At 62.2% G+C, this 19,456-nt stretch carries 21 protein-coding genes and 1 pseudogene; 15 read left to right on the plus strand and 7 right to left on the minus strand.

All coding sequences use genetic code 11. The features are described from left to right. The 7 genes from sucD (at nt 1) to BJD99_RS14645 (ending at nt 9,573) form a co-directional block, all read left to right on the plus strand. Nucleotides 1-912, plus strand: coding sequence for a succinate--CoA ligase subunit alpha (sucD, locus tag BJD99_RS14615; RefSeq protein ID WP_084347777.1), 912 nt, complete (start codon nt 1-3; stop codon nt 910-912). A 500-nt stretch (nt 913-1,412) separates the two neighbouring features. Beyond that, nucleotides 1,413-2,339, plus strand: coding sequence for a DUF5336 domain-containing protein (locus BJD99_RS14620; RefSeq protein ID WP_143542175.1), 927 nt, complete (start codon nt 1,413-1,415; stop codon nt 2,337-2,339). Nucleotides 2,340-2,395: 56 nt separating this feature from the next. After that, nucleotides 2,396-3,922 (plus strand): DUF6350 family protein, encoded by a 1,527-nt coding sequence (locus BJD99_RS14625; RefSeq protein ID WP_084347782.1) that lies wholly within the window; start codon nt 2,396-2,398, stop codon nt 3,920-3,922. Between the two features lie 37 nt (nt 3,923-3,959). Beyond that, nucleotides 3,960-4,601, plus strand: a complete 642-nt coding sequence (purN, locus tag BJD99_RS14630) for a phosphoribosylglycinamide formyltransferase (RefSeq protein WP_084347784.1) — start codon at nt 3,960-3,962, stop codon at nt 4,599-4,601. Beyond that, nucleotides 4,598-6,151 carry a bifunctional phosphoribosylaminoimidazolecarboxamide formyltransferase/IMP cyclohydrolase gene (gene purH / locus BJD99_RS14635; protein WP_084347786.1) on the plus strand — a complete coding sequence of 518 codons (1,554 nt, stop codon included), beginning with the start codon at nt 4,598-4,600 and terminating at the stop codon, nt 6,149-6,151. Before purN ends, purH begins: the two co-directional genes overlap by 4 nt. Before the next feature lie 108 nt (nt 6,152-6,259). After that, nucleotides 6,260-7,624, plus strand: a complete 1,365-nt coding sequence (locus BJD99_RS14640; protein ID WP_084347788.1) for a sigma 54-interacting transcriptional regulator — start codon at nt 6,260-6,262, stop codon at nt 7,622-7,624. Then, nucleotides 7,624-9,573, plus strand: a complete 1,950-nt coding sequence (locus tag BJD99_RS14645; RefSeq protein ID WP_084347790.1) for a VWA domain-containing protein — start codon at nt 7,624-7,626, stop codon at nt 9,571-9,573. Before BJD99_RS14640 ends, BJD99_RS14645 begins: the two co-directional genes overlap by 1 nt. Nucleotides 9,574-9,597: 24 nt before the next feature. Here BJD99_RS14645 and BJD99_RS14650 read toward each other — a convergent pair whose 3' ends face one another. From BJD99_RS14650 to rpmB, 5 genes and pseudogenes are all read right to left on the minus strand, one after another. After that, nucleotides 9,598-10,065 (minus strand): hypothetical protein, encoded by a 468-nt coding sequence (locus BJD99_RS14650; RefSeq protein ID WP_084347792.1) that lies wholly within the window; start codon nt 10,063-10,065, stop codon nt 9,598-9,600. Between the two features lie 57 nt (nt 10,066-10,122). After that, on the minus strand, nt 10,123-11,046 hold the full coding sequence (locus BJD99_RS14655) for an AEC family transporter (protein ID WP_084347794.1): 924 nt from the start codon (nt 11,044-11,046) through the stop codon (nt 10,123-10,125). A gap of 111 nt (nt 11,047-11,157) precedes the next feature. Continuing rightward, the gene (gene rpsR / locus BJD99_RS14660; protein WP_084347795.1) at nt 11,158-11,412 is read right to left on the minus strand and encodes a 30S ribosomal protein S18; all 255 of its coding nucleotides are present in this window, start codon (nt 11,410-11,412) and stop codon (nt 11,158-11,160) included. Nucleotides 11,413-11,426: 14 nt separating this feature from the next. Further along, nucleotides 11,427-11,627, minus strand: a pseudogene (locus BJD99_RS14665) (30S ribosomal protein S14); the annotation flags it as partial. 23 nt (nt 11,628-11,650) lie between these two features. Next, the gene (gene rpmB, locus BJD99_RS14670; RefSeq protein WP_084347800.1) at nt 11,651-11,887 is read right to left on the minus strand and encodes a 50S ribosomal protein L28; all 237 of its coding nucleotides are present in this window, start codon (nt 11,885-11,887) and stop codon (nt 11,651-11,653) included. A gap of 76 nt (nt 11,888-11,963) precedes the next feature. Between rpmB and mrf the strand changes: the two genes are divergently transcribed. Genes mrf through BJD99_RS14700 form a run of 6 tightly spaced genes read left to right on the plus strand, consistent with a single transcriptional unit; the run spans nt 11,964 to nt 16,414 of the window. Next, complete coding sequence (gene mrf / locus BJD99_RS14675) at nt 11,964-13,256, plus strand: ribosome hibernation factor-recruiting GTPase MRF (protein ID WP_084348069.1); 1,293 nt, start codon at nt 11,964-11,966, stop codon at nt 13,254-13,256. Then, nucleotides 13,253-13,513 (plus strand): type B 50S ribosomal protein L31, encoded by a 261-nt coding sequence (locus tag BJD99_RS14680; protein ID WP_084347802.1) that lies wholly within the window; start codon nt 13,253-13,255, stop codon nt 13,511-13,513. Before mrf ends, BJD99_RS14680 begins: the two co-directional genes overlap by 4 nt. A 2-nt stretch (nt 13,514-13,515) precedes the next feature. Then, the gene (rpmF, locus tag BJD99_RS14685; protein WP_084347804.1) at nt 13,516-13,683 is read left to right on the plus strand and encodes a 50S ribosomal protein L32; all 168 of its coding nucleotides are present in this window, start codon (nt 13,516-13,518) and stop codon (nt 13,681-13,683) included. A 19-nt stretch (nt 13,684-13,702) separates the two neighbouring features. Beyond that, nucleotides 13,703-14,764, plus strand: a complete 1,062-nt coding sequence (locus BJD99_RS14690) for a VIT1/CCC1 family protein (RefSeq protein ID WP_084347806.1) — start codon at nt 13,703-13,705, stop codon at nt 14,762-14,764. 40 nt (nt 14,765-14,804) lie between these two features. Beyond that, nucleotides 14,805-15,950, plus strand: coding sequence for a lipase family protein (locus BJD99_RS14695; RefSeq protein ID WP_084347808.1), 1,146 nt, complete (start codon nt 14,805-14,807; stop codon nt 15,948-15,950). Nucleotides 15,951-15,976: 26 nt separating this feature from the next. Continuing rightward, the gene (locus BJD99_RS14700; protein WP_084347810.1) at nt 15,977-16,414 is read left to right on the plus strand and encodes a VOC family protein; all 438 of its coding nucleotides are present in this window, start codon (nt 15,977-15,979) and stop codon (nt 16,412-16,414) included. 28 nt (nt 16,415-16,442) lie between these two features. Here the strand turns inward: BJD99_RS14700 and BJD99_RS14705 are convergent, their stop codons facing one another. Both BJD99_RS14705 and BJD99_RS20995 read right to left on the minus strand, forming a co-directional pair. Continuing rightward, nucleotides 16,443-16,688 (minus strand): hypothetical protein, encoded by a 246-nt coding sequence (locus tag BJD99_RS14705; RefSeq protein WP_256895762.1) that lies wholly within the window; start codon nt 16,686-16,688, stop codon nt 16,443-16,445. A gap of 145 nt (nt 16,689-16,833) precedes the next feature. Beyond that, complete coding sequence (locus tag BJD99_RS20995; protein WP_179142346.1) at nt 16,834-17,373, minus strand: DUF3558 domain-containing protein; 540 nt, start codon at nt 17,371-17,373, stop codon at nt 16,834-16,836. 563 nt (nt 17,374-17,936) lie between these two features. Here BJD99_RS20995 and BJD99_RS14715 point away from each other — a divergent pair. Together BJD99_RS14715 and BJD99_RS14720 are read left to right on the plus strand one after the other, a co-directional pair. Next, entirely contained in the window at nt 17,937-18,845 is a 909-nt protein-coding gene (locus BJD99_RS14715) for an NAD(P)-dependent oxidoreductase (protein ID WP_084347817.1), read from the plus strand. Between the two features lie 66 nt (nt 18,846-18,911). After that, nucleotides 18,912-19,364, plus strand: coding sequence for a nuclear transport factor 2 family protein (locus tag BJD99_RS14720; RefSeq protein WP_084347819.1), 453 nt, complete (start codon nt 18,912-18,914; stop codon nt 19,362-19,364). The last annotated feature ends 92 nt before the right edge of the window (nt 19,365-19,456 follow it).

Here is a 19,456-nt window from a genome sequence, read left to right on the forward strand (position 1 = left end):
ATGTCAATCTTTCTGAACAAGGACAACAAGGTCATCGTCCAGGGCATCACCGGCGGCGAGGGCACCAAGCACACCGCTCTGATGCTCAAGGCCGGCACCCAGGTCGTCGGCGGCGTCAACGCACGTAAGGCCGGAACCACGGTCAAGCACGTCGACAAAGACGGCAACGACATCGAACTTCCCGTCTTCGGCACCGTCGCCGAGGCAATCGAGAAGACCGGCGCGGACGTCTCCATCGCTTTCGTGCCGCCGGCATTCGCCAAGGACGCCATCGTCGAAGCTATCGACGCGGAGATCCCGCTGCTCGTCGTCATCACCGAGGGCATCCCCGTGCAGGACTCCGCTTACGCGTGGGCCTACAACGTGGAGAAGGGCAAGAAGACCCGGATCATCGGACCGAACTGCCCCGGCATCATCACCCCCGGTGAAGCTCTCGTCGGCATCACGCCCGCCAACATCTCCGGCACCGGGCCCATCGGCCTCGTCTCGAAGTCCGGCACGCTGACCTACCAGATGATGTTCGAACTCCGTGACTTCGGCTTCTCGACGGCCATCGGCATCGGCGGAGACCCGGTCATCGGTACAACGCACATCGACGCCATCGAGGCGTTCGAGAACGATCCCGAGACCAAGATCATCGTCATGATCGGTGAGATCGGTGGCGACGCCGAAGAGCGCGCAGCCGACTACATCAAGGCCAATGTGACCAAGCCCGTCGTCGGCTACGTCGCAGGCTTCACCGCTCCCGAGGGCAAGACCATGGGCCACGCAGGCGCCATCGTCTCCGGGTCCTCGGGTACGGCTCAGGGCAAGAAGGACGCTCTCGAGGCCGCAGGCGTCAAGGTCGGCAAGACGCCGTCCGAGACCGCTGCACTTGCTCGCGAGATCCTCGAATCGCTCTCCGTCAAGTAGCTTTCACCTTCAAAAGGCCCGTCACCGGTGGTGGCGGGCCTTTTGTGTGCTCATCGCCCGACCCCCGCCCGCTTGAATGGCGCACTCGAGCTATCAGATCGTATGAATGGCGCATCGAAGCGATCGATCTGCTGTTCCCGCACGGTCTTTGGGCCACACCGTTGCGGTGTCACCTGCGCTGGTCGACGCTGGGCGAGGTGTCGCATCGGGTCCGTAGACTAGCGTGGTCCGTGGACCCAATTTCGACGTAGAAACATGAGGTGAGTGTCATGACCTATCCGCCCGAGGGCCCAAACTCAGGTTCGCCCGGTTACGGAGCCGGCGGATACGGCAGCCACGGCCCGTCCTACGGTGCGACCCCACAGGGGCCATCGACACAGGGTCCGTCACCACAAGGTCAGTCATCGCAGGGGCCCACTTCACAGGGTCCGTCTCAGCAGACGCCAGGGCAGCAGTCGTACTCGCAACCAGGTCAGTACTCGCCGTCGCCTGCTTCGAATATGTCGCCTGCTTCGAAGACGCCGTTGCCGCTGCCACGGATTCTGACGCTGGTCGTCGCCGCTCTTGGCGGGATCGGTTTTCTGGTCGGCCTGGCCGGCCAGTACTCGGCGTTCGACGTGTCCAGTAACTTCTTCCAGTTCGGCAACGGTGACCCCACTTCGATCGCACTGCTGTTGGCCTCGGGGCTTGTGGCAGCGGTCGGGTTGCTACCCAAGCAGTCGAGCACCATCGGAATCGCAGCAGCGTTGGCGGTTTCAGGGTGGCTGACGCTGGTCTTCCAGTCCTTCAATATCGACTCGGGCGGAGGAATGGGTAGCTCGATCGGTCTGGGAACTGGCGCCATCATCGTCTTGGTACTCGGATTCTTTCAGTCCCTTGCTGCGATCGCCGCACTTCTGTTCGGTGCGGATGTTCTGAAAGTGCCTGCACCTAAGGATGTTTCGTACGGCCAGCAGAATCAGTTCCAGGGTTATTCGCCAACTCCGGGCTACCGCCAGCCTGGTCAGCAGCCACCGAATTACGGTTATGGTCAGCCACAGCAGAGCTATGGAGGCCCGGTTCAGGGTGGTTACGTTCCACCGACCTACCCGGGACAGCCTGCACCCAATCAGCCTGCCCGCGGACAAAATCCGTCCGGCAGCCTCGGTTACCCGGTCGACCCGCAGCAGCATGGTGCAAGCGGGCCGACGGGCTCTGCCGATCAGTCTTCGCCGTACAGCCAGTACCAGTACGGCCAACCGCCGGTGGGTTCTGCTGGATCAGGAGCGCCTCAGCATGCAGTCTCGCCCGAGACACAGGCAGTGCCGACGGATCAGCAGTCCGGAGGGCCGTCCACGCCCACCGAGAGTGGCTCGACCGGTGGGCCCTCCTACAGTGAACCCACCCAGGCGTTCGGCACCACTCCCGCCAACGACGACGAGAAGTAGGGATCTTCGGCGCGCCTGATCCATCGCCTCGCCCGATGGTGAAACCCTCATCCCTGATGAGCGCTCTACTGAATCATGAGAGACGGCGTACGCGGCACCCGGCACAGCAGCGTCCGCCGTTGCTGACCCCTGCCCAGTCCAGAATGTTGGTCCGGGTCGGCTTCCGGGTTCCTGGCCTCTTGATAGCAATCATTGTTTCGCTCGTTCTGGTCACGCTCGTCTCCGCCAACAGTGAGCTCACCGGGACGCTCGGCGCGATCGCAGGCATGTGGTTCGCCGTGCATCAGGTGCCGTTGAGTATTTCCGGAACCTCGCTCGGAGTGTTTCCGTTGCTTCCGACGATTGTGCTCATGGTCGTCGTCGCCCGCGGTGTCCACCGGGTGTCCACGGAGTTCTCGACGCGTCGAGAACTGGGATCGATCTTCGCTGCCGCCGTACTAGGGCCACTGCTCGTCACCGCGGTCGCGTTGGCTGTCGCCACCGATGCCTCGGCAGCGATCGGCCTGTCGAGCCCTAATGCGTTTCACGCGTTCGCTTGGGTCGCCGGAATTCATGCCGTCGCTGCCGCCATCGGTGTGGTGATGGGAAGCTGGGATTCGCTCGGCTTGGCCCCGAGGGTCCCAACCTGGGTGGGGGAGGTCGTGCGGCCGACGATTCGTGCCGCGATGGTCCTGATCGCAGGCGGCGCAGCTATATCCCTCGCGGCGATGGTCGCGTCATGGTCGACGATGGAGATGCTTCTCGACGCCGGGAACGGATTCGTCGGCTTCCTCGGGCTCACCGTGCTCTCGATCCTCTATCTACCCAATGTGGTGCTCGGAACTTCCGCGGTATCGGTGGGATCCGCGGCGCATGTCGGCGAAGCCTCGGTCAGCCTTTTCCACACCGCAGCCGGTCCACTTCCGCCGCTCCCCGTTCTTGCGGTTCTGCCGGAAGGGTCAGCGCAGACGGCGTGGTTCCTGATGCTCGTGGTCCCGATCACCGCTGCTGTCATGCTCGGCCGCGATTGCGCGCGTCGAACCGTCGACGTGCATTACGCAATGTCCTCCGTCTGGCTCGGTGCAGCGGCATTAGGGATTCTCGCGGCAGTGGGCGGCTTCGCGGCAGGCGGAAGCCTGGGGACGTTCGGCACCGTCGAAATCACGGCGTGGTCGTTCGGATTGTTGACGTTCGCGTGGTTGGCGGTGGTCGGGTCACTGGCTGCCGCCCTCACTGCATGGCGTGGGGGATCGAAGCACGACGAACCGCTGCCCGAGAAAACTGAGCGCACAAGCGAGCAGCCTGTCCTGACGCCTCGTGCCCAGTCCGCCGATGCCCAGACCATCGATGCCCAACAGCCAGCCGAGACCCCACCCGTCGTCCATGAAGAACACGCTCTGGATGCCGAGATAATCGACGTGCCCGAGGCCGTAGACGTGCCTACGATTGCGCCAGAACCCGAAGCGGCTGCATCGGCAGCCGAAGATGTCGTCGAGGCAGAGGTTGTGGACTTGGTTGCGCCACCGACGTCGGACGTGGACGAACCGGTCGAGGTGAAGTCCACAGAGGACCTGCCCGTCAAGCCTGCAGAGAGCAGCGACTAGTCTTTGTGCTGGCCCGGATCGACGGGCAACCACGACGATTCTCAGGAGAACTGCGCTGACTGCCTCGCGTGAGCACCGAGCACGAGTCGTTGTCCTCGCTTCGGGCACCGGCACGCTGTTGCAGTCGCTGATCGCAGCGGCTGCGGTGGACTCCTACCCAGCACGCATCACCGCCGTCGGCGTCGACCGCGAGTGCGACGCTGTCGAGCATGCACGTGCGGCTGACATCACCCACTTCCGTGTAGGGCTTCGTGATTACGCGGATCGCTCGCAGTGGGACGTGGCACTCACCGAATCCGTCGCGAAGCATCAGCCGGATCTCGTCGTCACCGCCGGATTCATGAAGATCCTGGGCCCGAGCTTCATCGATGCTTTCGCCGGGCGCATCATCAACACGCACCCGGCGCTGCTGCCGTCGTTTCCCGGTGCACATGCTGTTCGGGACGCGATCGAATACGGCGTCAAGCTGACTGGGTCGACGGTGCACCTCGTGGACTCGGGTGTCGATACCGGACCGGTCTTGGCCCAAGAGGCCGTGGCAGTGCTTGAAGGCGACAGTGAATCGTCGCTGCACGAGAGAATCAAAACTGTGGAACGACGGCTGCTGGTCGATGTGATCGCGGCCGTGGCCACCCGAGGTGTTGTCTCCGATGGACGAAAGGCTCAGATTAGGCGATGAGTGAACGTAAAGCAGTGCGGCGTGCGTTGGTCAGTGTTTACGACAAGACCGGACTGATCGAACTCGCGACCGGTTTGCACAGCGCAGGCGTCGCCCTCGTGTCCACCGGTTCCACGGCGTCGAAGATCGCCGACGCGGGGATTCCGGTCACCAAGGTCGAGGATCTCACCGGCTTCCCTGAGACGCTCGACGGCCGGGTCAAGACCCTGCACCCACGCGTTCATGCCGGAGTGCTCGCGGATACTCGACGGCCCGAGCATCTCGCGCAGCTCGAGGAGCTCGGTATCGAGGCGTTCGAGCTCGTTGTCGTCAATCTTTACCCGTTCACCGAGACTGTTCGTAGTGGCGCGACCGAGGACGAATGCGTCGAGCAGATCGACATCGGTGGTCCGTCGATGGTTCGCGCTGCGGCGAAGAATCATCCTTCGGTGGCCGTCGTTGTGGACCCGGCCAGGTACGAAGATGTTCTTGCTGCAGTGTCCGGTGGCGGATTCACTCTCGCCGAACGCACTGCCCTTGCGGCGCAAGCGTTTGCGCACACTGCGTCGTACGACGTCGCAGTCGCATCGTGGATGAGTAGTGTGCTCGTGAGTGATCCCGAGACGACATTCCCCGGGTGGATCGGGGGCACGTGGGACCGGTCTGCAGTGCTTCGGTACGGCGAGAATCCGCACCAGGCTGCTGCGTTGTACATCGACCCAGCGGGTGACGGCATTGCGCAGGCGAAGCAGTTGCACGGTAAGGAGATGTCGTACAACAACTTCACCGACGCCGACGCCGCGTGGCGGGCCGCGTTCGACCACTCTGCGCCGACCGTCGCGATCGTCAAACATGCCAACCCGTGCGGTATCGCGTTGGGCGAGAACATCGCCGAGGCCCATCGCAAAGCACACGCCTGTGATCCGGTCAGCGCATACGGCGGCGTCATCGCAGCCAACCGCGAGGTGACCGTCGAGATGGCGGAGCAGGTAGCGGAGATTTTCACCGAGGTCATCGTCGCGCCGTCGTACGCTGATGGTGCGTTGGGAGTTCTTCAGCGTAAGAAGAACATTCGTGTGCTTCTTGCTACGCCGCCGTCACCGCAGGGTATAGAGCTGAAGCCTATTTCTGGCGGCACGCTCCTGCAGCAGCGCGACGCGATCGACGCCGATGGTGACAACCCGGCCAACTGGACCCTCGCAGCCGGTGAGCCGGCCGACGAACAGACGCTGAATGACCTCGAATTCGCTTGGCGTGCATGTAGAGCGGTCAAGTCCAACGCGATACTTCTCGCCCACGACGGCGCCTCGGTCGGCGTCGGAATGGGTCAGGTCAATCGCGTCGATGCGGCTCATCTGGCGGTCCAGCGGGCTGGCGAACGCGTCGAAGGTTCGGTCGCGTCCTCGGATGCCTTCTTCCCGTTCCCCGACGGGTTGCAGGTGTTGCTGAGCGCAGGGGTGCGCGCTGTTGTACAACCCGGCGGATCGGTACGTGACAACGAGGTCATCGCCGCCGCTCAGGATGCCGGCGTCACGTTGTACCTGACGGGTGCACGGCACTTCGCGCACTAGAGTTCGCAGTTGTGCATCCCCGCTCTTCGGGACGCCCGAATCAGGGTAGGGGGTGCACAAATGTGCGAACGCTCGTAACGTGGTGAAGTGACCTCTACCAAACCTGGCATGACCACCGTCGGCGAACTGCGCGCATCCGGACACGTACAGCGTTCGGTCAAGGAAGAACTCCGAGACAATCTGCTCGACGCCCTTCGTGAAGGGACGTCTGCGTGGCCGGGAATCGTCGGATTCGACAGGACGGTTCTGCCACAGCTCGAGCGCGCCATCATTGCCGGCCATGACGTCGTTCTGCTCGGGGAGCGGGGGCAAGGCAAGACGCGCCTGCTGCGTACCTTGCACCTGTTGCTCGACGAGTGGTCGCCTGTGATCGAGGGCTCCGAACTCGGCGAGCATCCCTACGAGCCGATCACTCCGGCGAGCATCAGGAAGGCCGCCGAGTTCGGCGAGGCACTGGGCATCGGTTGGCGCCACCGCGGCGAGCGGTATGCAGAGAAGTTGGCGACGCCCGATACCTCTGTTGCAGACCTCGTCGGCGACGTCGACCCGGTCAAGGTCGCCGAAGGCCGAAGCCTCGGTGACCCGGAGACCATTCACTTCGGGTTGGTACCACGAAGCCACCGCGGAATAGTCGCGATCAACGAACTCCCCGATCTTGCCGAGCGCATCCAGGTCTCCTTGCTCAACGTCATGGAAGAGCGCGACATCCAGGTCCGCGGATACACCCTCCGGCTGCCCCTCGACGTGTTGCTCGTCGCGAGTGCGAACCCCGAGGACTACACCAATCGTGGACGCATCATCACGCCGCTGAAGGACCGCTTCGGCGCGGAGATCCGCACGCACTACCCGATCGTGCTGGGCGACGAGGTCTCGGTCATCGAGCAGGAGGCCGAGCTGACAGCGACGGTCCCGTCGTATCTGCTCGAGGTTCTGGCACGCTTCACCCGACTTCTGCGTGAGTCGCCGTCGATCGATCAGCGTTCGGGTGTGTCGGCGCGCTTCGCGATCGCGGCGGCCGAGACCATCTCGGCTGCGGCCATTCATCGCGCTGCCGTGCTCGGCGAGGCCGATGCGGTAGCGCGTCCGGTAGATCTGGGCACGATCATCGAGGTTCTACGCGGCAAGGTCGAGTTCGAATCAGGGGAAGAGGGCCGCGAGGTCGAGGTACTCGAGCACCTGTTGCGTCGTGCAACGGCCGATACCGTCCGTGAGCGACTCGGTGGAATCAACCTGGCCCCGTTGGTGACAGCGATCGAGCAGGGCGAGCCGGTGGTGACGGGCGACCGGATCACCGCCAAAGCGTTGCTCGGAGAGCTTCCCGATCTGGAGGTGCTCGACGAGGTTTCGGCACGGCTCGATGCTTCTTCCGATGGCGAGCGGGCCGCGGCAACCGAACTTGCACTCGAAGGGCTGTACCTGGCTCGCCGGATCGCCAAGGATCCCGACGAAGACGGTCAGACGGTGTACAGCTGATGTCGGCCAGCAGATACGGTCGATATCACGGAGGACCCGATCCGCTGGCGCCTCCCGTCGATCTGAGGGAAGCACTCGAATCGATCGGCAACGATGTCCTCGAGGGGGCATCTCCGCGCAGGGCTCTGCAAGAGATGTTGCGACGCGGTACGCAGAACATGCGTGGTCTCGATGATCTCGCGGCCCAGGCCAACCGTCGTCGTCGAGACATGTTGCGTAAGAACAATTTGGACGGCACGTTGCAGGAGGTTCGCGAGCTTCTCGACAAGGCTGTGCTCGAAGAACGCAAGACGCTCGCTCGCGCACTGGACGACGATGCGCGCTTCAAGGAGATGCAGATCGGTGATCTGTCACCGTCCACCGCGCAGGCAGTACAGGAACTGGCTGACTACGACTGGCGCTCGTCCGAGTCGCGGGAGAACTACGAGAAGATCAAAGATCTGCTCGGTCGCGAGATGCTCGATCAACGCTTCGCCGGCATGAAGAAGGCGCTCGAAGGTGCGACCGACGAGGACCGGCAGGCGATCAGCGAGATGCTGAAAGACCTGAACGAGTTGCTCGACGCGCACAACAAGGGCGAGGACACGGACGCGCAGTTCGACGAGTTCATGAACAAGCATGGGCAGCACTTCCCGGAGAACCCACAGAACGTGGAAGAGCTTCTCGATTCGCTTGCGCAGCGAGCAGCGGCAGCTCAGCGACTGAGAAACTCCCTCAGTCCGGATCAACGCGCCGAGCTGGACGCGCTGGCGCAACAGGCTTTCGGTGATTCGAATTTGCTGAGCCAGCTCGACCAACTCGATCAGAACCTACAGGCGGCAAGGCCAGGTGAGGATTGGGACGGATCGCAGGACTTCCGCGGTGAGAACGGTATGGGCCTCGGCGATGGCACGGGTGCGCTGCAGGACATCGCGGAGCTGGAGAATCTGGGAAACCAACTGTCGCAACAGTACAACGGCGCTGCGCTGGACGATATCGATGCGGAATCGCTCCTGAAGCAGCTCGGCCCGGAAGCTGCAGCGGATGCACGAATGCTGTCGGAACTCGAAAAGGCTTTGCAGCAGCAGGGTTTCATGGACAAGGGAGCCGACGGTCAATGGCGGCTGTCGCCGAAGGCGATGCGTCAGCTCGGACAGTCGGCGCTCCGCGATGTCGCAGGCAAGATTTCCCGACGCGGTGGCGAGCGAGATACCCGTAAGGCGGGCGCGATGGGGGAGCCGACCGGGGCGTCGAGGGCATGGGAGTTCGGTGATACCGAGCCGTGGGATGTCACGCGGACGGTCAACAACGCGGTGTTGCGCACAGCGGCCCAAGGATCGAGTTTTCCGGTGTCCTTGCGGGTCACGGACGTCGAGATCAGTGAGACCGAAACTCGAACGCAGGCGGCCGTCGCGCTGCTCGTCGATACGTCTTTCTCGATGGTGATGGACGGCCGGTGGGTGCCGATGAAGCGCACGGCGTTGGCGCTCGAGCATCTGGTGAGCACACGGTTTCGGGGCGACGATCTACAGTTGATCGGGTTCGGGCGTCACGCGCAGAAGTTGACGGCGTCGGAGTTGGCGGGCCTGGACGGTGCCTACGATCAGGGCACGAACCTGCACCACGCCTTGCTGTTGGCGGGTCGGCATCTGCGACGACACCCCAACGCTCAGCCGGTGGTGCTGATCGTGACGGATGGCGAGCCGACGGCGCATCTGGAGCCGGACGGGAATGCGTATTTCGACTATCCGCCGAGTCCGCGCACTCTGGGTCTCACGGTCCGTGAGCTGGACAATATTGCGAAACTCGGTGCGCAGGTGACCATTTTCCGTCTTGGTGACGATCCGGGGCTTGCACGTGTCGTCGATCGGATGGCCGAACGGGTCGGTGGGCGGGTCATTGCGCCGGATTTGGATGGTCTCGGAGCAGCGGTGGTCAGCGACTATCTGAAGCGGCGTCGGAAGTCCTGAGTCTTTGGTGGGCTTTCTCGACTGTCATGCCGCGTTGACGACGGTGCGATCTCCGAGCGGGCTGTGCAATGTCATCTGCATCGTGCCGTATACGGCCACCATGATGCAGGCTTTGTCTGCCGCTTCCTGACGTGTGCCTGTCCGGAGTGCGATCACCACTTCGGTATCGGTTTCGGTGACCTTCGCGTCCGCGCCGTAGCACTCAGGCGTCCCGGTGACGAAGTGGATGGCGATGGTGTTGGGAGAAATCTGACTCCACGATTCGAACGGTGTCGGCGCTGCGCGAATCAGTTCGGGTGTCGATTCGAACATCGTCCCGACCTCTCCGACAGGGACCTCGACGGGAACAGGTGGGGAACTAGGGGAGCGCATCGGGTCGGTGGCGGCCGGACTGCTCGTGGTTTCGACGTCGACGCTGCCTGCCGTCGTCGCCTCGCTCGCGCAGCCGACGAGCAGGACGCACATCAGTACTCCCGCAGCCAGAAACCTCATGCCTCCAAGGTAGCGCCGTGAGCTGAGTAGAACCTTTGGGTTGCGCAAGAGTTGTCCTCAGGCCAACAATGCCGTGACGAGTGCGATGGCAGGGATCGAGAGAAGTGTTGTCACGAAGGCTGTGTCCCTGGCCATGACGACGCCGCGGTTGTATCGGCTGGCAAAAACGAACACGTTCTGCGCCGTGGGGAGAGCAGAGATGACGGTGATGGCGAAAAGCTCGTGTCCCTCGACGCCGAGGAGCCGAGCCAACAGGTAGCCGAGGACGGGCTGCAGAATCATCTTCAAGCCGGTGGCGAGCGCTACGTCCCGTCGCGGACTGGCGCCCTTCTGGAGTACCCGGGTCCCGTACAGCGACAGACCGAAGGCCAGCAGTGCGCCGGGGACGGCGGTTCCCGCGACGAGTTCGAACGGTTGCATCAGGGCTTCGGGCAGTTCGAGTCCGGTGATGGACAGGGCGAGACCGAGTCCGCCGGCAAGCACGATCGGGTTCTTGAATGGCGAGATGAGGATATTGCGTAGTGACGCCTTCTTGCCCATCGTCGAGATGTCGAGAATCGTCAGCGCAAGCGGCGAGTAGATCATGATCTGAAAGAGCAGGAGTGGGGCAACGAAAGTTGCGTCACCGAGCACGTAGACGGCGATCGGGATTCCGAGATTCGCGGCGTTGACATACGACGAGGCGAGGCCGCCGATCGTCGCTTCCGGGGTAGCCCGTTTCAACACCAGCTTGGCGGTGAGCAGATAGATGGACCCGACCACCAGCGCGGACACCCCCGCGACTGCGAGGGTCGGCGAGAGAATGACCGCGAGATCCGACGTCGCCATCGTGACGAACAGCAGGGCCGGCGTCGCGACGAAGAAGACGAGTCGGCTCAGGACGAATTGGCCGTGGTCACCGAGAACCCCGAGTCGCGCCAGCATGTATCCCAGCGCGATGACGACGAAGATGACCGTGAAGCCTTCGAGAACTCCGGACATGAAGGTTTCAGGGTCTCGATTCGGATCGGTAGTGGGGCGCCTCTAACTTTAGTGGCTCACGAGAAAGGCCACGCACCCGAAGGATGCGTGGCCTTTTTGGAAAGACTGTGATCAGCGGCTGGTGAACGGCAGCAGTGCCATCTCACGAGCGTTCTTCACTGCGACGGCGACCTGACGCTGCTGCTGCGGCGTGAGGCCGGTGACGCGACGGCTACGAATCTTGCCGCGGTCGGAAATGAACTGACGAAGAAGGTTGATGTCCTTGTAGTCCACCGTGGTGACCTTGGCGGCGTTCAACGGGTTCTTCTTGGGTCGACGGCCAACCTCTGCGCGGACCTTCTTCGACGGTGCTCTCTTGACTGCCATCTCTACCTTTTCCCTTACCAGCTCGACTTATGGACGCCATGCAGTTCCCCGCGGTGCGCAGGCTCGCACATGTCGATGCGTGAGAGTCCACACTTCCGCAGGTAACCGCGCGGACGTCCATCCGCAGCGTCGCGATTGCGCAATCGTACCGGACTCCGAGCATGCGACAAACGCTGCAGTGCCACTCGGGTCTCCGTGCGCTCGGAATCGTGGCTGGGGGGCTTGGTGATGATGGCCATCAGATCTTGTGCCCCCGGGTGCGGATACGGGTGATGACGGCGTCGATGCCGTCGCGGTCGATGGTCTTGATGCCCTTGGTGGACAGGGTCAGCGTGATGCGCCGGCTGAGGCTGGGGGCGTAGTACGTCTTCCTCTGAATGTTGGGGTCCCACCGTCTGCTGGTTCGGGCGTGTGAGTGCGAGACGGACTTGCCGAATCCCGGCTTTCGTCCCGTCACTTGGCAATGCCTGGACATACGAGCCACTCCCTATCGTTAATGACAATCATATTCGACAACTGAACCTTGCGAATGTAGCGTGCTTCAAGACGCAATGACAATCATTGTCGAAGGAAGGGCTTCAGTGAATCTCCCCACGGACCGCCGCATACCGGTGGTACTCGTGTCCGGCTGGACCGGAGCGATGGGCGCAGTGGTGACCTCATTTCTCACCGAGGGAACCGTCGCTGTGCGCCACGATCTCAGCCGCGTACGCGAGGGCGTCGTGCGCAGAACCATCTATACGGCGGGAGAGCAGCCGCGCGAGACGATCCTCGAACTCGCGCACGGTTGCGTGTCCTGCACTCTGCGCCAAGACCTGCTGCCCCTGCTCCGCACACTCTCGAACCGCAGTTCCATCCACCGCATAGTTCTCGCCATGGACCCGACTCTCGAACCTGCGGTGTTGTGCTGGGCGATCCGTCATGTCGTCGTCGAAGGCATCGTCGGTCGGGTCGACGGACCGGCCTCGCGTGACGTCCGCGTCGAAGCCGTCATCAATTGTCTCGACGCGGCCACATGGCTCGACGACGCGACCGGCGACGATTCCCTCACCGACCGGGGCACCCAAGCCAGTCACGACGATGAGCGGACGCTTGCCCAGTTGGTCGTCGGGCAGGTCGAGTACGCCGACGCGCTCGTCGTCACGGCAGGTCCCGACGTCGAAAGCTGGGATCGGGGACCGCTCGCCGCAGTCCTGGCGCGGCTCGCGCCAGGCGCCCCCGTTGTGTGGATCGATGTCGATTCCACCGCCGATGGTGAAATGCTGCTCAGCGCAGTGCCTTTCGACGCGCGACGCGGTGCGGTGTCCGATGCGCACTCACCGCTGCTGCGAGGGCAACCGCCACTCACCGAGGACTGTGGCGTTTCGCTCGTCGAGTTCACCGCATCACGTCCGTTACACCCAGAGCGGCTCCACGAGGCCGTCGACGTACTGCTCGCCGGCGTCGTCAGTGTCCGTGGGCGAGCCTGGGTGGCGACGCAACCGAACGAGGCTCTGTGGGTCGAATCCGCAGGTGGGGGCTTGCGCGTCGCCAGTGCAGGGAAGTGGCTGGCGTCGATGAACTCCAATGAACTGAACCGTGCCGACTTCACCAGGCGGGCGATGGCAGCACTGCGGTGGGACGAGGAGTTCGGTGATCGTGACACCTCGCTCGTGGTACTCGTCCACACTGCCGATCCGTCGGAGATCGATCGAACACTGCGGTGGGCGCTGGTGTCCGACGACGAAATGCTGATGCGTGAAAAGTGGATCACGTGGACGGACCCATTCGGGAGCAGTCACGAAGATCCCTGCGACAGAATCCAATCCCCCTATTCGGACGTCAACAGAGAGGCAACAGAATGAAGAGGAATATCCACCCCGACTACCACCCGGTGGTGTTTCGGGACGCGGGAACAGGAACGCAGTTCCTCACCCGCTCCACCATCACCTCCGCCCGCGATGTCGAGTGGGAGGACGGCGTCATCTATCCGCTAGTGATGGTCGACGTCACCAGCGAATCTCACCCGTTCTGGACCGGAGCCACAAGAATCATGGACACCCAGGGGCGCGTCGAGAAGTTCGAAAAGCGTTATGGACGTCGAACCAGGAAGGGTGCCTGAACATGGCCGTGCCGAAACGAAAGATGTCGCGCTCCAACACTCGCAATCGGCGGGCGCAGTGGAAGGCAGTGGTACCGGACCTTGTGACCGTGCGGGTGGACGGCACGAGTTTTCGGGTGCCGCGCAGGTTGGTCAAGGCAGTGTCAACGGGTGTCTACGATCCGAGGTAGACGCCGGTAGGTTGACTCCATGGTCCAACCTGCCCCGTCAGCCAAAGACGTCGAACGGTGGCGACGCTACCTCGCCGACGAGTTGGCAGAGGCTGCTGTCTACCGCGATCTCGCTGAGCGTCGCAGCGGTGAGGAGCGAGAAATCCTTCTCGCTCTGGCCGAAGCAGAGGGTCGGCACGAGCGGCATTGGCGCACCTTGCTGGGCGATCGCGTCGGGACGCCACTGAGGGGCGATCTCCGGACGAGGTTGCTCGGAGTGCTCGCGCGGCGGTTCGGTTCGGTGTTCGTGCTGGCGTTGGCACAGCGCGCAGAGTCCAGGTCACCGTATGCACTCGACGGCGACGCGACCGAAGCGATGATCGCGGACGAGCAGATCCACGCCGAAGTGGTCAGGGCTCTGGCCGCACGTGGGCGCAACAGGTTGTCGGGGACGTTCCGTGCAGCAGTGTTCGGCGCGAACGACGGGTTGGTGAGCAACCTCGCTCTGGTGCTGGGCATCAGCGGCAGCGGGGTCTCGAACCACATTGTGCTGCTGACGGGACTCGCTGGCCTGCTGGCAGGGGCGTTGTCCATGGGGGCGGGGGAGTACGTCTCGGTGCGCTCGCAGCGGGAACTGCTCGAAGCGTCTTCGCCCGACCGGAGAGCGCGTGATGCATTGCACAACCTCGACGTCGATGCCAACGAATTGGCACTGGTGTATCGGGCACGTGGAATGACGTCGGCCGAGGCCGAGTCGAAAGCATCGAAGGTGCTGCAGAGTATGACGGGGGACGACATGGGTCCAGCGGCCGACGAGCACGAATCCGTCGGCACGGGCGTCCGGGCCGCCGTCGCCAGCTTCTGCTTCTTCGCATCGGGCGCGGTCATCCCAGTGTTGCCGTACCTCGTGGGCATGGAAGGCGTTGCGGCACTTGTCGTCGCGTCGGTACTGGTTGGAATTGCGTTGATCTGCACCGGTCTGGTCGTGGGCCTTCTCAGTGGCGGGCCACCCGTCAAGCGAGCGCTGCGCCAGTTGGCCATCGGTTACGGAGCTGCCGGCGCGACCTACCTGCTCGGAACTTTGTTCGGCGGGGGCGTCTGATTCGGTCGGAATCGATACTTCTGGCGCTAGAGTTCCTGCCATGCTCACCGCTGTACGCCACTTCGCCGCTGTCACAACAGTTGCCGTCCTGCTCGTAGCAGGGTCGGCCGCGTACGCCAGTGCAGACGAGGTGAACACCTCACCCGGCACCGTTGTCGCGGTAGAAGATCTTGCCTCGGAACTGTGGTTGCCGGGCGCAGGCGATGCCAAAAGAATTACCTATTGGACTCTCGGATCCGACGGTGCGGCCGCGCTGAGCACCGGAGCGTTCTTCGTCCCCGAGGGAAATGCCCCCGAAGGCGGCTGGCCCGTCATCGCCTGGGCCCACGGCACATCGGGTCTCGACGACAAGTGCACACCGTCCCTCGTCGGCCCGCCCGATCCAGCGCGCGATCGGCAGTACCTCGGGACCTGGCTCGAGCAGGGATACGCGGTCGCTGCGACGGACTACGTCGGGCTCGGAACCCCCGGCATAATGTCGTACCTCGACGGCAAACTGGAGGCGCACAACGTCGTCGATTCGGTGAAGGCATCGAGAACCGTCGAGAAGTCACTGTCCGACAAGTGGGTCGTCGTCGGGCAGTCACAGGGTGGTGGTGCCGCAATCACCACCGCGCGCTACGCTTCCGAATTCGGCGGCCCCGACCTCGACTACCGGGGAGGCGTCGGGACCGGGGTGCCTGCCAACATCGAACTTGCGCTACTTCCCGCAGGCCCCGGATTTCTTCCCATCGCCGTCGGTAAAGGCGTGACGACGTACCTGCTCTACATCCTTGCGGGGTTGCGTTCGGCTCACCCGGAGATCGACCTCGACTCCTACCTGACGCCTCTCGGACGCGAGACCGTCGATCGAGCTCAGACACTCTGCGTCCTCGAAGCTGAAGAAGAGTTCGACGGCATTTTCAGCGGCGACTTGTTCTCCCGCCCGCTCAACGAGATACCGAACTTCTACGGACTGATCAACGACTACATGGGTGTTCCCTTCACCGGCTACGACCGACCGGTGTTCATCGCTCAAGGTCTCTACGACACGGATGTGCCTGCGCCGTCAGCGCTTTCGTTGGTTGCCCAGATGATCGCCAACGGTCAGCCGGTAACGTTGCACACTTATCCCACCGACCACAGCGGCGCGATGCTCGCTTCGCAGGCAGACTCGATCCCGTTCGTCGCAGGGCTCTTTCGTTAGGTGCCCAATGGTGTGACACTGAGGGTATGGACCAGCGAATTCACTTCCTGACCCTCGCAACTCCTGACCTCGACGCTGCGCGCACATTCTACCGCGACGGACTCGGGTGGACGCCCCTGCTGGATGTGCCGGGCGACATCCTCTTCTTCCAGACCGCGCCAGGGTTGGTGCTGGGGCTGTTCGACGCCCAGAAGTTCGTAGAAGACATGGGACGAAGCGGTGGCCCGGCGTCGGTCAGCGGGTTGACGCTCTCCCACAATGTCGACAGCCCCGATGCGGTCGACGCAGTTGTTGCAGCAGCCGTGGAAGCCGGTGCAACGCTGATCAAGTCGCCTCGCCGCGCCGACTTCGGCGGATACCACGGGCACTTCGCAGACCCCAACGGATTGATCTGGGAAATCTGCCACAACCCCGGGTGGAGCGTCGACGACAGCGGAAACGTCCGGCTGACCGAGGTGTCATAACGGGCTCGGGTGGTGGGCGTTCGGTCGGCTATTTGGGTCCGTCCCGGCCAATTGCGGCGGCGTTCGAGTCATCGACATCCACGGTTGCGTCGAAGAACTTCCGGAACACGGCTTGCATTGCCATCACGACGTCGATGTGGCTTTGGAGGACGTCTGCCAAATTATTAGGACCACCCTGCGCCTTCTGGGAGAATTTGCGCGCGAGTGCAATCCCAGAGTCGAAGGTGCCCATTCCTTCGACACTGGAGATTGCATTGGTCTTGTACTTCTGCAAGCGAAGTACTGTGAGATACTGATCGCAGGCCTTATCACAGTCGTGTGCCGCTTCGGCACTCAGGAATAGTTGTCCCTCGTCGGCCGCGGTTGCCAAGTTATTCCAGTATTCAATTGGTGATTCGTTTGTCATTCTTTTTTGTTCCTCAGCGAGATGGTGGAAGGATCGGCTCTAAAACAACAGCTATTTGATCAAGAAGCTCGCATGGATTACCCCCAAGTGTCATTCCGCCCATTGCCTCGATGTTCAACCGGACGAGACCCACGTTAGTATCGAAGGCGATATCGCACCCCTCTGTCGATCTCACACCATCGAATCGAAAAATCACTGCCTGTCTTCCGCCCACCTGTATATCTTTTTGATCGACATACTCCGGATTTAGTTTTACGTCGCTGAGTGAATATTGGGATGACGCCAAAATTCCAAAAAAATACGTATTCTCCCCCCGGGGGCCAGCCCAGGTGCAGCGCGTCCAATCCTGGACGTTTGCATCATCACCCCATCCGACTTCCTGCTTTTCGAGATCCAACAAACCTGTGGCCGCGATGGCGTCGTCGGGGATGCTGCAGGGCTCGAATTGCTCGGTGACCCCTGGGAATCCCGCGACAGCGACGCCGTCTACAGGCTGGGCGCAGGCGCACAACATCGTGGCTACCGCCAGAACTGCTGGCCATCGGCGCTGCATGGGACCCCTATCCGTTGGACTCGTCGATAGGTTAGACGCACCGACAGCGATTCTGGTTCCGTCTCGCTGCAGCTTTGTCGGATTGGCCTTCCGCTTTTCGTTGGCGAACGATGAAACGCGCCGCGACATACCCCGCCGGATGGGCCTTAGGATTCGGTTTAACCCGATCCGCGCCGGCTGGGCGCCGAAATTCGGACTTCCTGAGCTGCCCAGTTGAATTCGAAGAACCGCTTCAGCGAGGAATTGGGTGGGGGAGTGAAGCGATTTTGTCGCTGCAGCTGCGAATGCTAACGCGGTGCAAGAGTTGCTGTCCCGCTCAACGGGAGTCGGCCAATGTTTCTCGCCCAGTCGTGCTTGGTTTCGAGAGGGAAGAGTCGCGCCATTCGCTCGTAATCCAGTTGTCGATGGTGGTTTGTCGACGACACAGGGAGAGCTGATGGACCTACGAGAGTCATCCGGACAGGTCCGCACTGCTTTCGTGAGGTAGTCGGCCTCCTGGGCAGATATTCCTAGTGGCATCGCGTTTACAGTCCCGAATATCGGGTTCAGAAACAGGGAGCGAAATGAAGACGTTGGTTGTCGGCGGCACGGGCATGATCGGCACTCACATCGCCGCAGTTCTGCGTGAGGAAGGAAACGACGTCTCGGTGGCCGCGCGCACCGCGCCGAAGCCGGGTTCTCTCGCGTCAGAGTTCCCACTGGTGCTCGGTGACTACAGCGCGGGCACCTTCTCGGCGCAGGACCTTGCCCCATTCGAGGCCGTGGTCTTCGCGGCCGGTAGCGACATCAGGCACATTCCCCGGGGCATGGACACCGTCGACTTCTGGGAGAAGACGCAGAGCGGCGGCGTGCCCCGGTTCGTCGCGCTCGCCAAGGAAGCTGGCGTCCGCCGCGTCGTCCAGATCGGCAGCTATTACCACCAGGTGCTCCCGAAGTTGGTCGAAACCAACGAATACGTTCGAGCCAGGTGCCTTGCCGACGAGGGCGCACGAGCACTCGCAGATGCGGACTTCACCGTGACGACGCTCAATCCACCGTCGATACTCGGAGCGAATCCGGGGGGCACCATGTCAGGTCTAGGCAAGGTTCTGGCCTGGGGTGCAGGCAATTTGCCGGACATCCCCAACTTCGCCCCCGCCGGCGGAACCAACTACATGTCCGCACGGTCCCTCGCGGAAGCCGTACGCGGGGCACTCCAGAGCGGTGAATCGAAGGCCTATCTCATTGGCGATGTAAATCTCACGTTCCGTGAATACTTTCAGACGATCTTCGACGCGGCGGGCAGCAAGATCCAACTCGAGGAGCGCAACGAGGAGCATCCCCTCCTACCGGACGTTTTCATTGTGCAGGGCCGAGGCAACACCATCTCCTACGAGACGGATGCCGCCGATACTGCGGCGCTGGGCTACACCCAGGGTGATGTCCAGCGGGTTATCACCGAATTGGTCGCGGCAACCAAGGCCCGTACCTAGCCGCGGCTGGGATACCTGGCGGATAAGCATGTTCATTGTCGAAGGATAGGACTGATCGAAATCAACATGGAAACTGACGATTACATCGCTTTGTCCGACCTGGTCAATCGATACGCTTCACTTGTGGACAGTAAATCATTCTCCGACGTAGCAAACCTGTTTACGGAGGATGGCGAGCTGATCGTCCCTGATCTTCCCAGTAATATAGCGCCGGTAACGAGGATTTCCGGAAGAGCTGGTATCGAGAGTGAATTGTCTCGTCTGCGGGACTTCGAGTTGACATTCCATGAACTGGTCGGGCAGGTATTCGAACCGGGTGTCAGCCCCGAATATGCAAGCGGAAGAATAAAATGTGTCGCGCATCATGTCCTACGAAAAGGGCATGAGTATACCGATTTGATTTGGCATCTGCATTACGGCGACAGCTATCGGAAATTCGATGACAAGTGGCATCTTGTGCGACGCGAAATATGCGTCGATATGATCGATGTTCGGTCCATCAAGAGAGTGAGATCATGATCTTCACCGGAATGGCCGACGGGATACCGGCTCGAAGCCAGTCCGAGCCCAAAATTCAAGGTGGCCAGTAAAATTCGTCGCTCACCGTGGCT

The sequence above is a fragment of the Rhodococcus sp. 1163 genome, from assembly GCF_002091985.1.
In the GTDB taxonomy this organism is placed as follows: Bacteria; Actinomycetota; Actinomycetes; order Mycobacteriales; family Mycobacteriaceae; genus Rhodococcoides.

Excerpts from the sequence above, each read along its gene's own strand:
- sucD (WP_084347777.1), top strand. The coding sequence starts at position 1 with ATGTCAATCTTTCTGAACAAGGACAACAAGGTCATCGTCCAGGGCATC.
- BJD99_RS14620 (WP_143542175.1), top strand. The coding sequence starts at position 1,413 with ATGTCGCCTGCTTCGAAGACGCCGTTGCCGCTGCCACGGATTCTGACG.
- BJD99_RS14625 (WP_084347782.1), top strand. The coding sequence starts at position 2,396 with ATGAGCGCTCTACTGAATCATGAGAGACGGCGTACGCGGCACCCGGCA.
- purH (WP_084347786.1), top strand. The coding sequence starts at position 4,598 with ATGAGTGAACGTAAAGCAGTGCGGCGTGCGTTGGTCAGTGTTTACGAC.
- BJD99_RS14640 (WP_084347788.1), top strand. The coding sequence starts at position 6,260 with ATGACCACCGTCGGCGAACTGCGCGCATCCGGACACGTACAGCGTTCG.
- BJD99_RS14645 (WP_084347790.1), top strand. The coding sequence starts at position 7,624 with ATGTCGGCCAGCAGATACGGTCGATATCACGGAGGACCCGATCCGCTG.
- BJD99_RS14650 (WP_084347792.1), bottom strand. The coding sequence starts at position 10,065 with ATGAGGTTTCTGGCTGCGGGAGTACTGATGTGCGTCCTGCTCGTCGGC.
- BJD99_RS14655 (WP_084347794.1), bottom strand. The coding sequence starts at position 11,046 with ATGTCCGGAGTTCTCGAAGGCTTCACGGTCATCTTCGTCGTCATCGCG.
- rpsR (WP_084347795.1), bottom strand. The coding sequence starts at position 11,412 with ATGGCAGTCAAGAGAGCACCGTCGAAGAAGGTCCGCGCAGAGGTTGGC.
- rpmB (WP_084347800.1), bottom strand. The coding sequence starts at position 11,887 with ATGTCCAGGCATTGCCAAGTGACGGGACGAAAGCCGGGATTCGGCAAG.
- mrf (WP_084348069.1), top strand. The coding sequence starts at position 11,964 with ATGACAATCATTGTCGAAGGAAGGGCTTCAGTGAATCTCCCCACGGAC.
- BJD99_RS14680 (WP_084347802.1), top strand. The coding sequence starts at position 13,253 with ATGAAGAGGAATATCCACCCCGACTACCACCCGGTGGTGTTTCGGGAC.
- rpmF (WP_084347804.1), top strand. The coding sequence starts at position 13,516 with ATGGCCGTGCCGAAACGAAAGATGTCGCGCTCCAACACTCGCAATCGG.
- BJD99_RS14690 (WP_084347806.1), top strand. The coding sequence starts at position 13,703 with ATGGTCCAACCTGCCCCGTCAGCCAAAGACGTCGAACGGTGGCGACGC.
- BJD99_RS14695 (WP_084347808.1), top strand. The coding sequence starts at position 14,805 with ATGCTCACCGCTGTACGCCACTTCGCCGCTGTCACAACAGTTGCCGTC.
- BJD99_RS14700 (WP_084347810.1), top strand. The coding sequence starts at position 15,977 with ATGGACCAGCGAATTCACTTCCTGACCCTCGCAACTCCTGACCTCGAC.
- BJD99_RS20995 (WP_179142346.1), bottom strand. The coding sequence starts at position 17,373 with ATGCAGCGCCGATGGCCAGCAGTTCTGGCGGTAGCCACGATGTTGTGC.
- BJD99_RS14715 (WP_084347817.1), top strand. The coding sequence starts at position 17,937 with ATGAAGACGTTGGTTGTCGGCGGCACGGGCATGATCGGCACTCACATC.
- BJD99_RS14720 (WP_084347819.1), top strand. The coding sequence starts at position 18,912 with ATGGAAACTGACGATTACATCGCTTTGTCCGACCTGGTCAATCGATAC.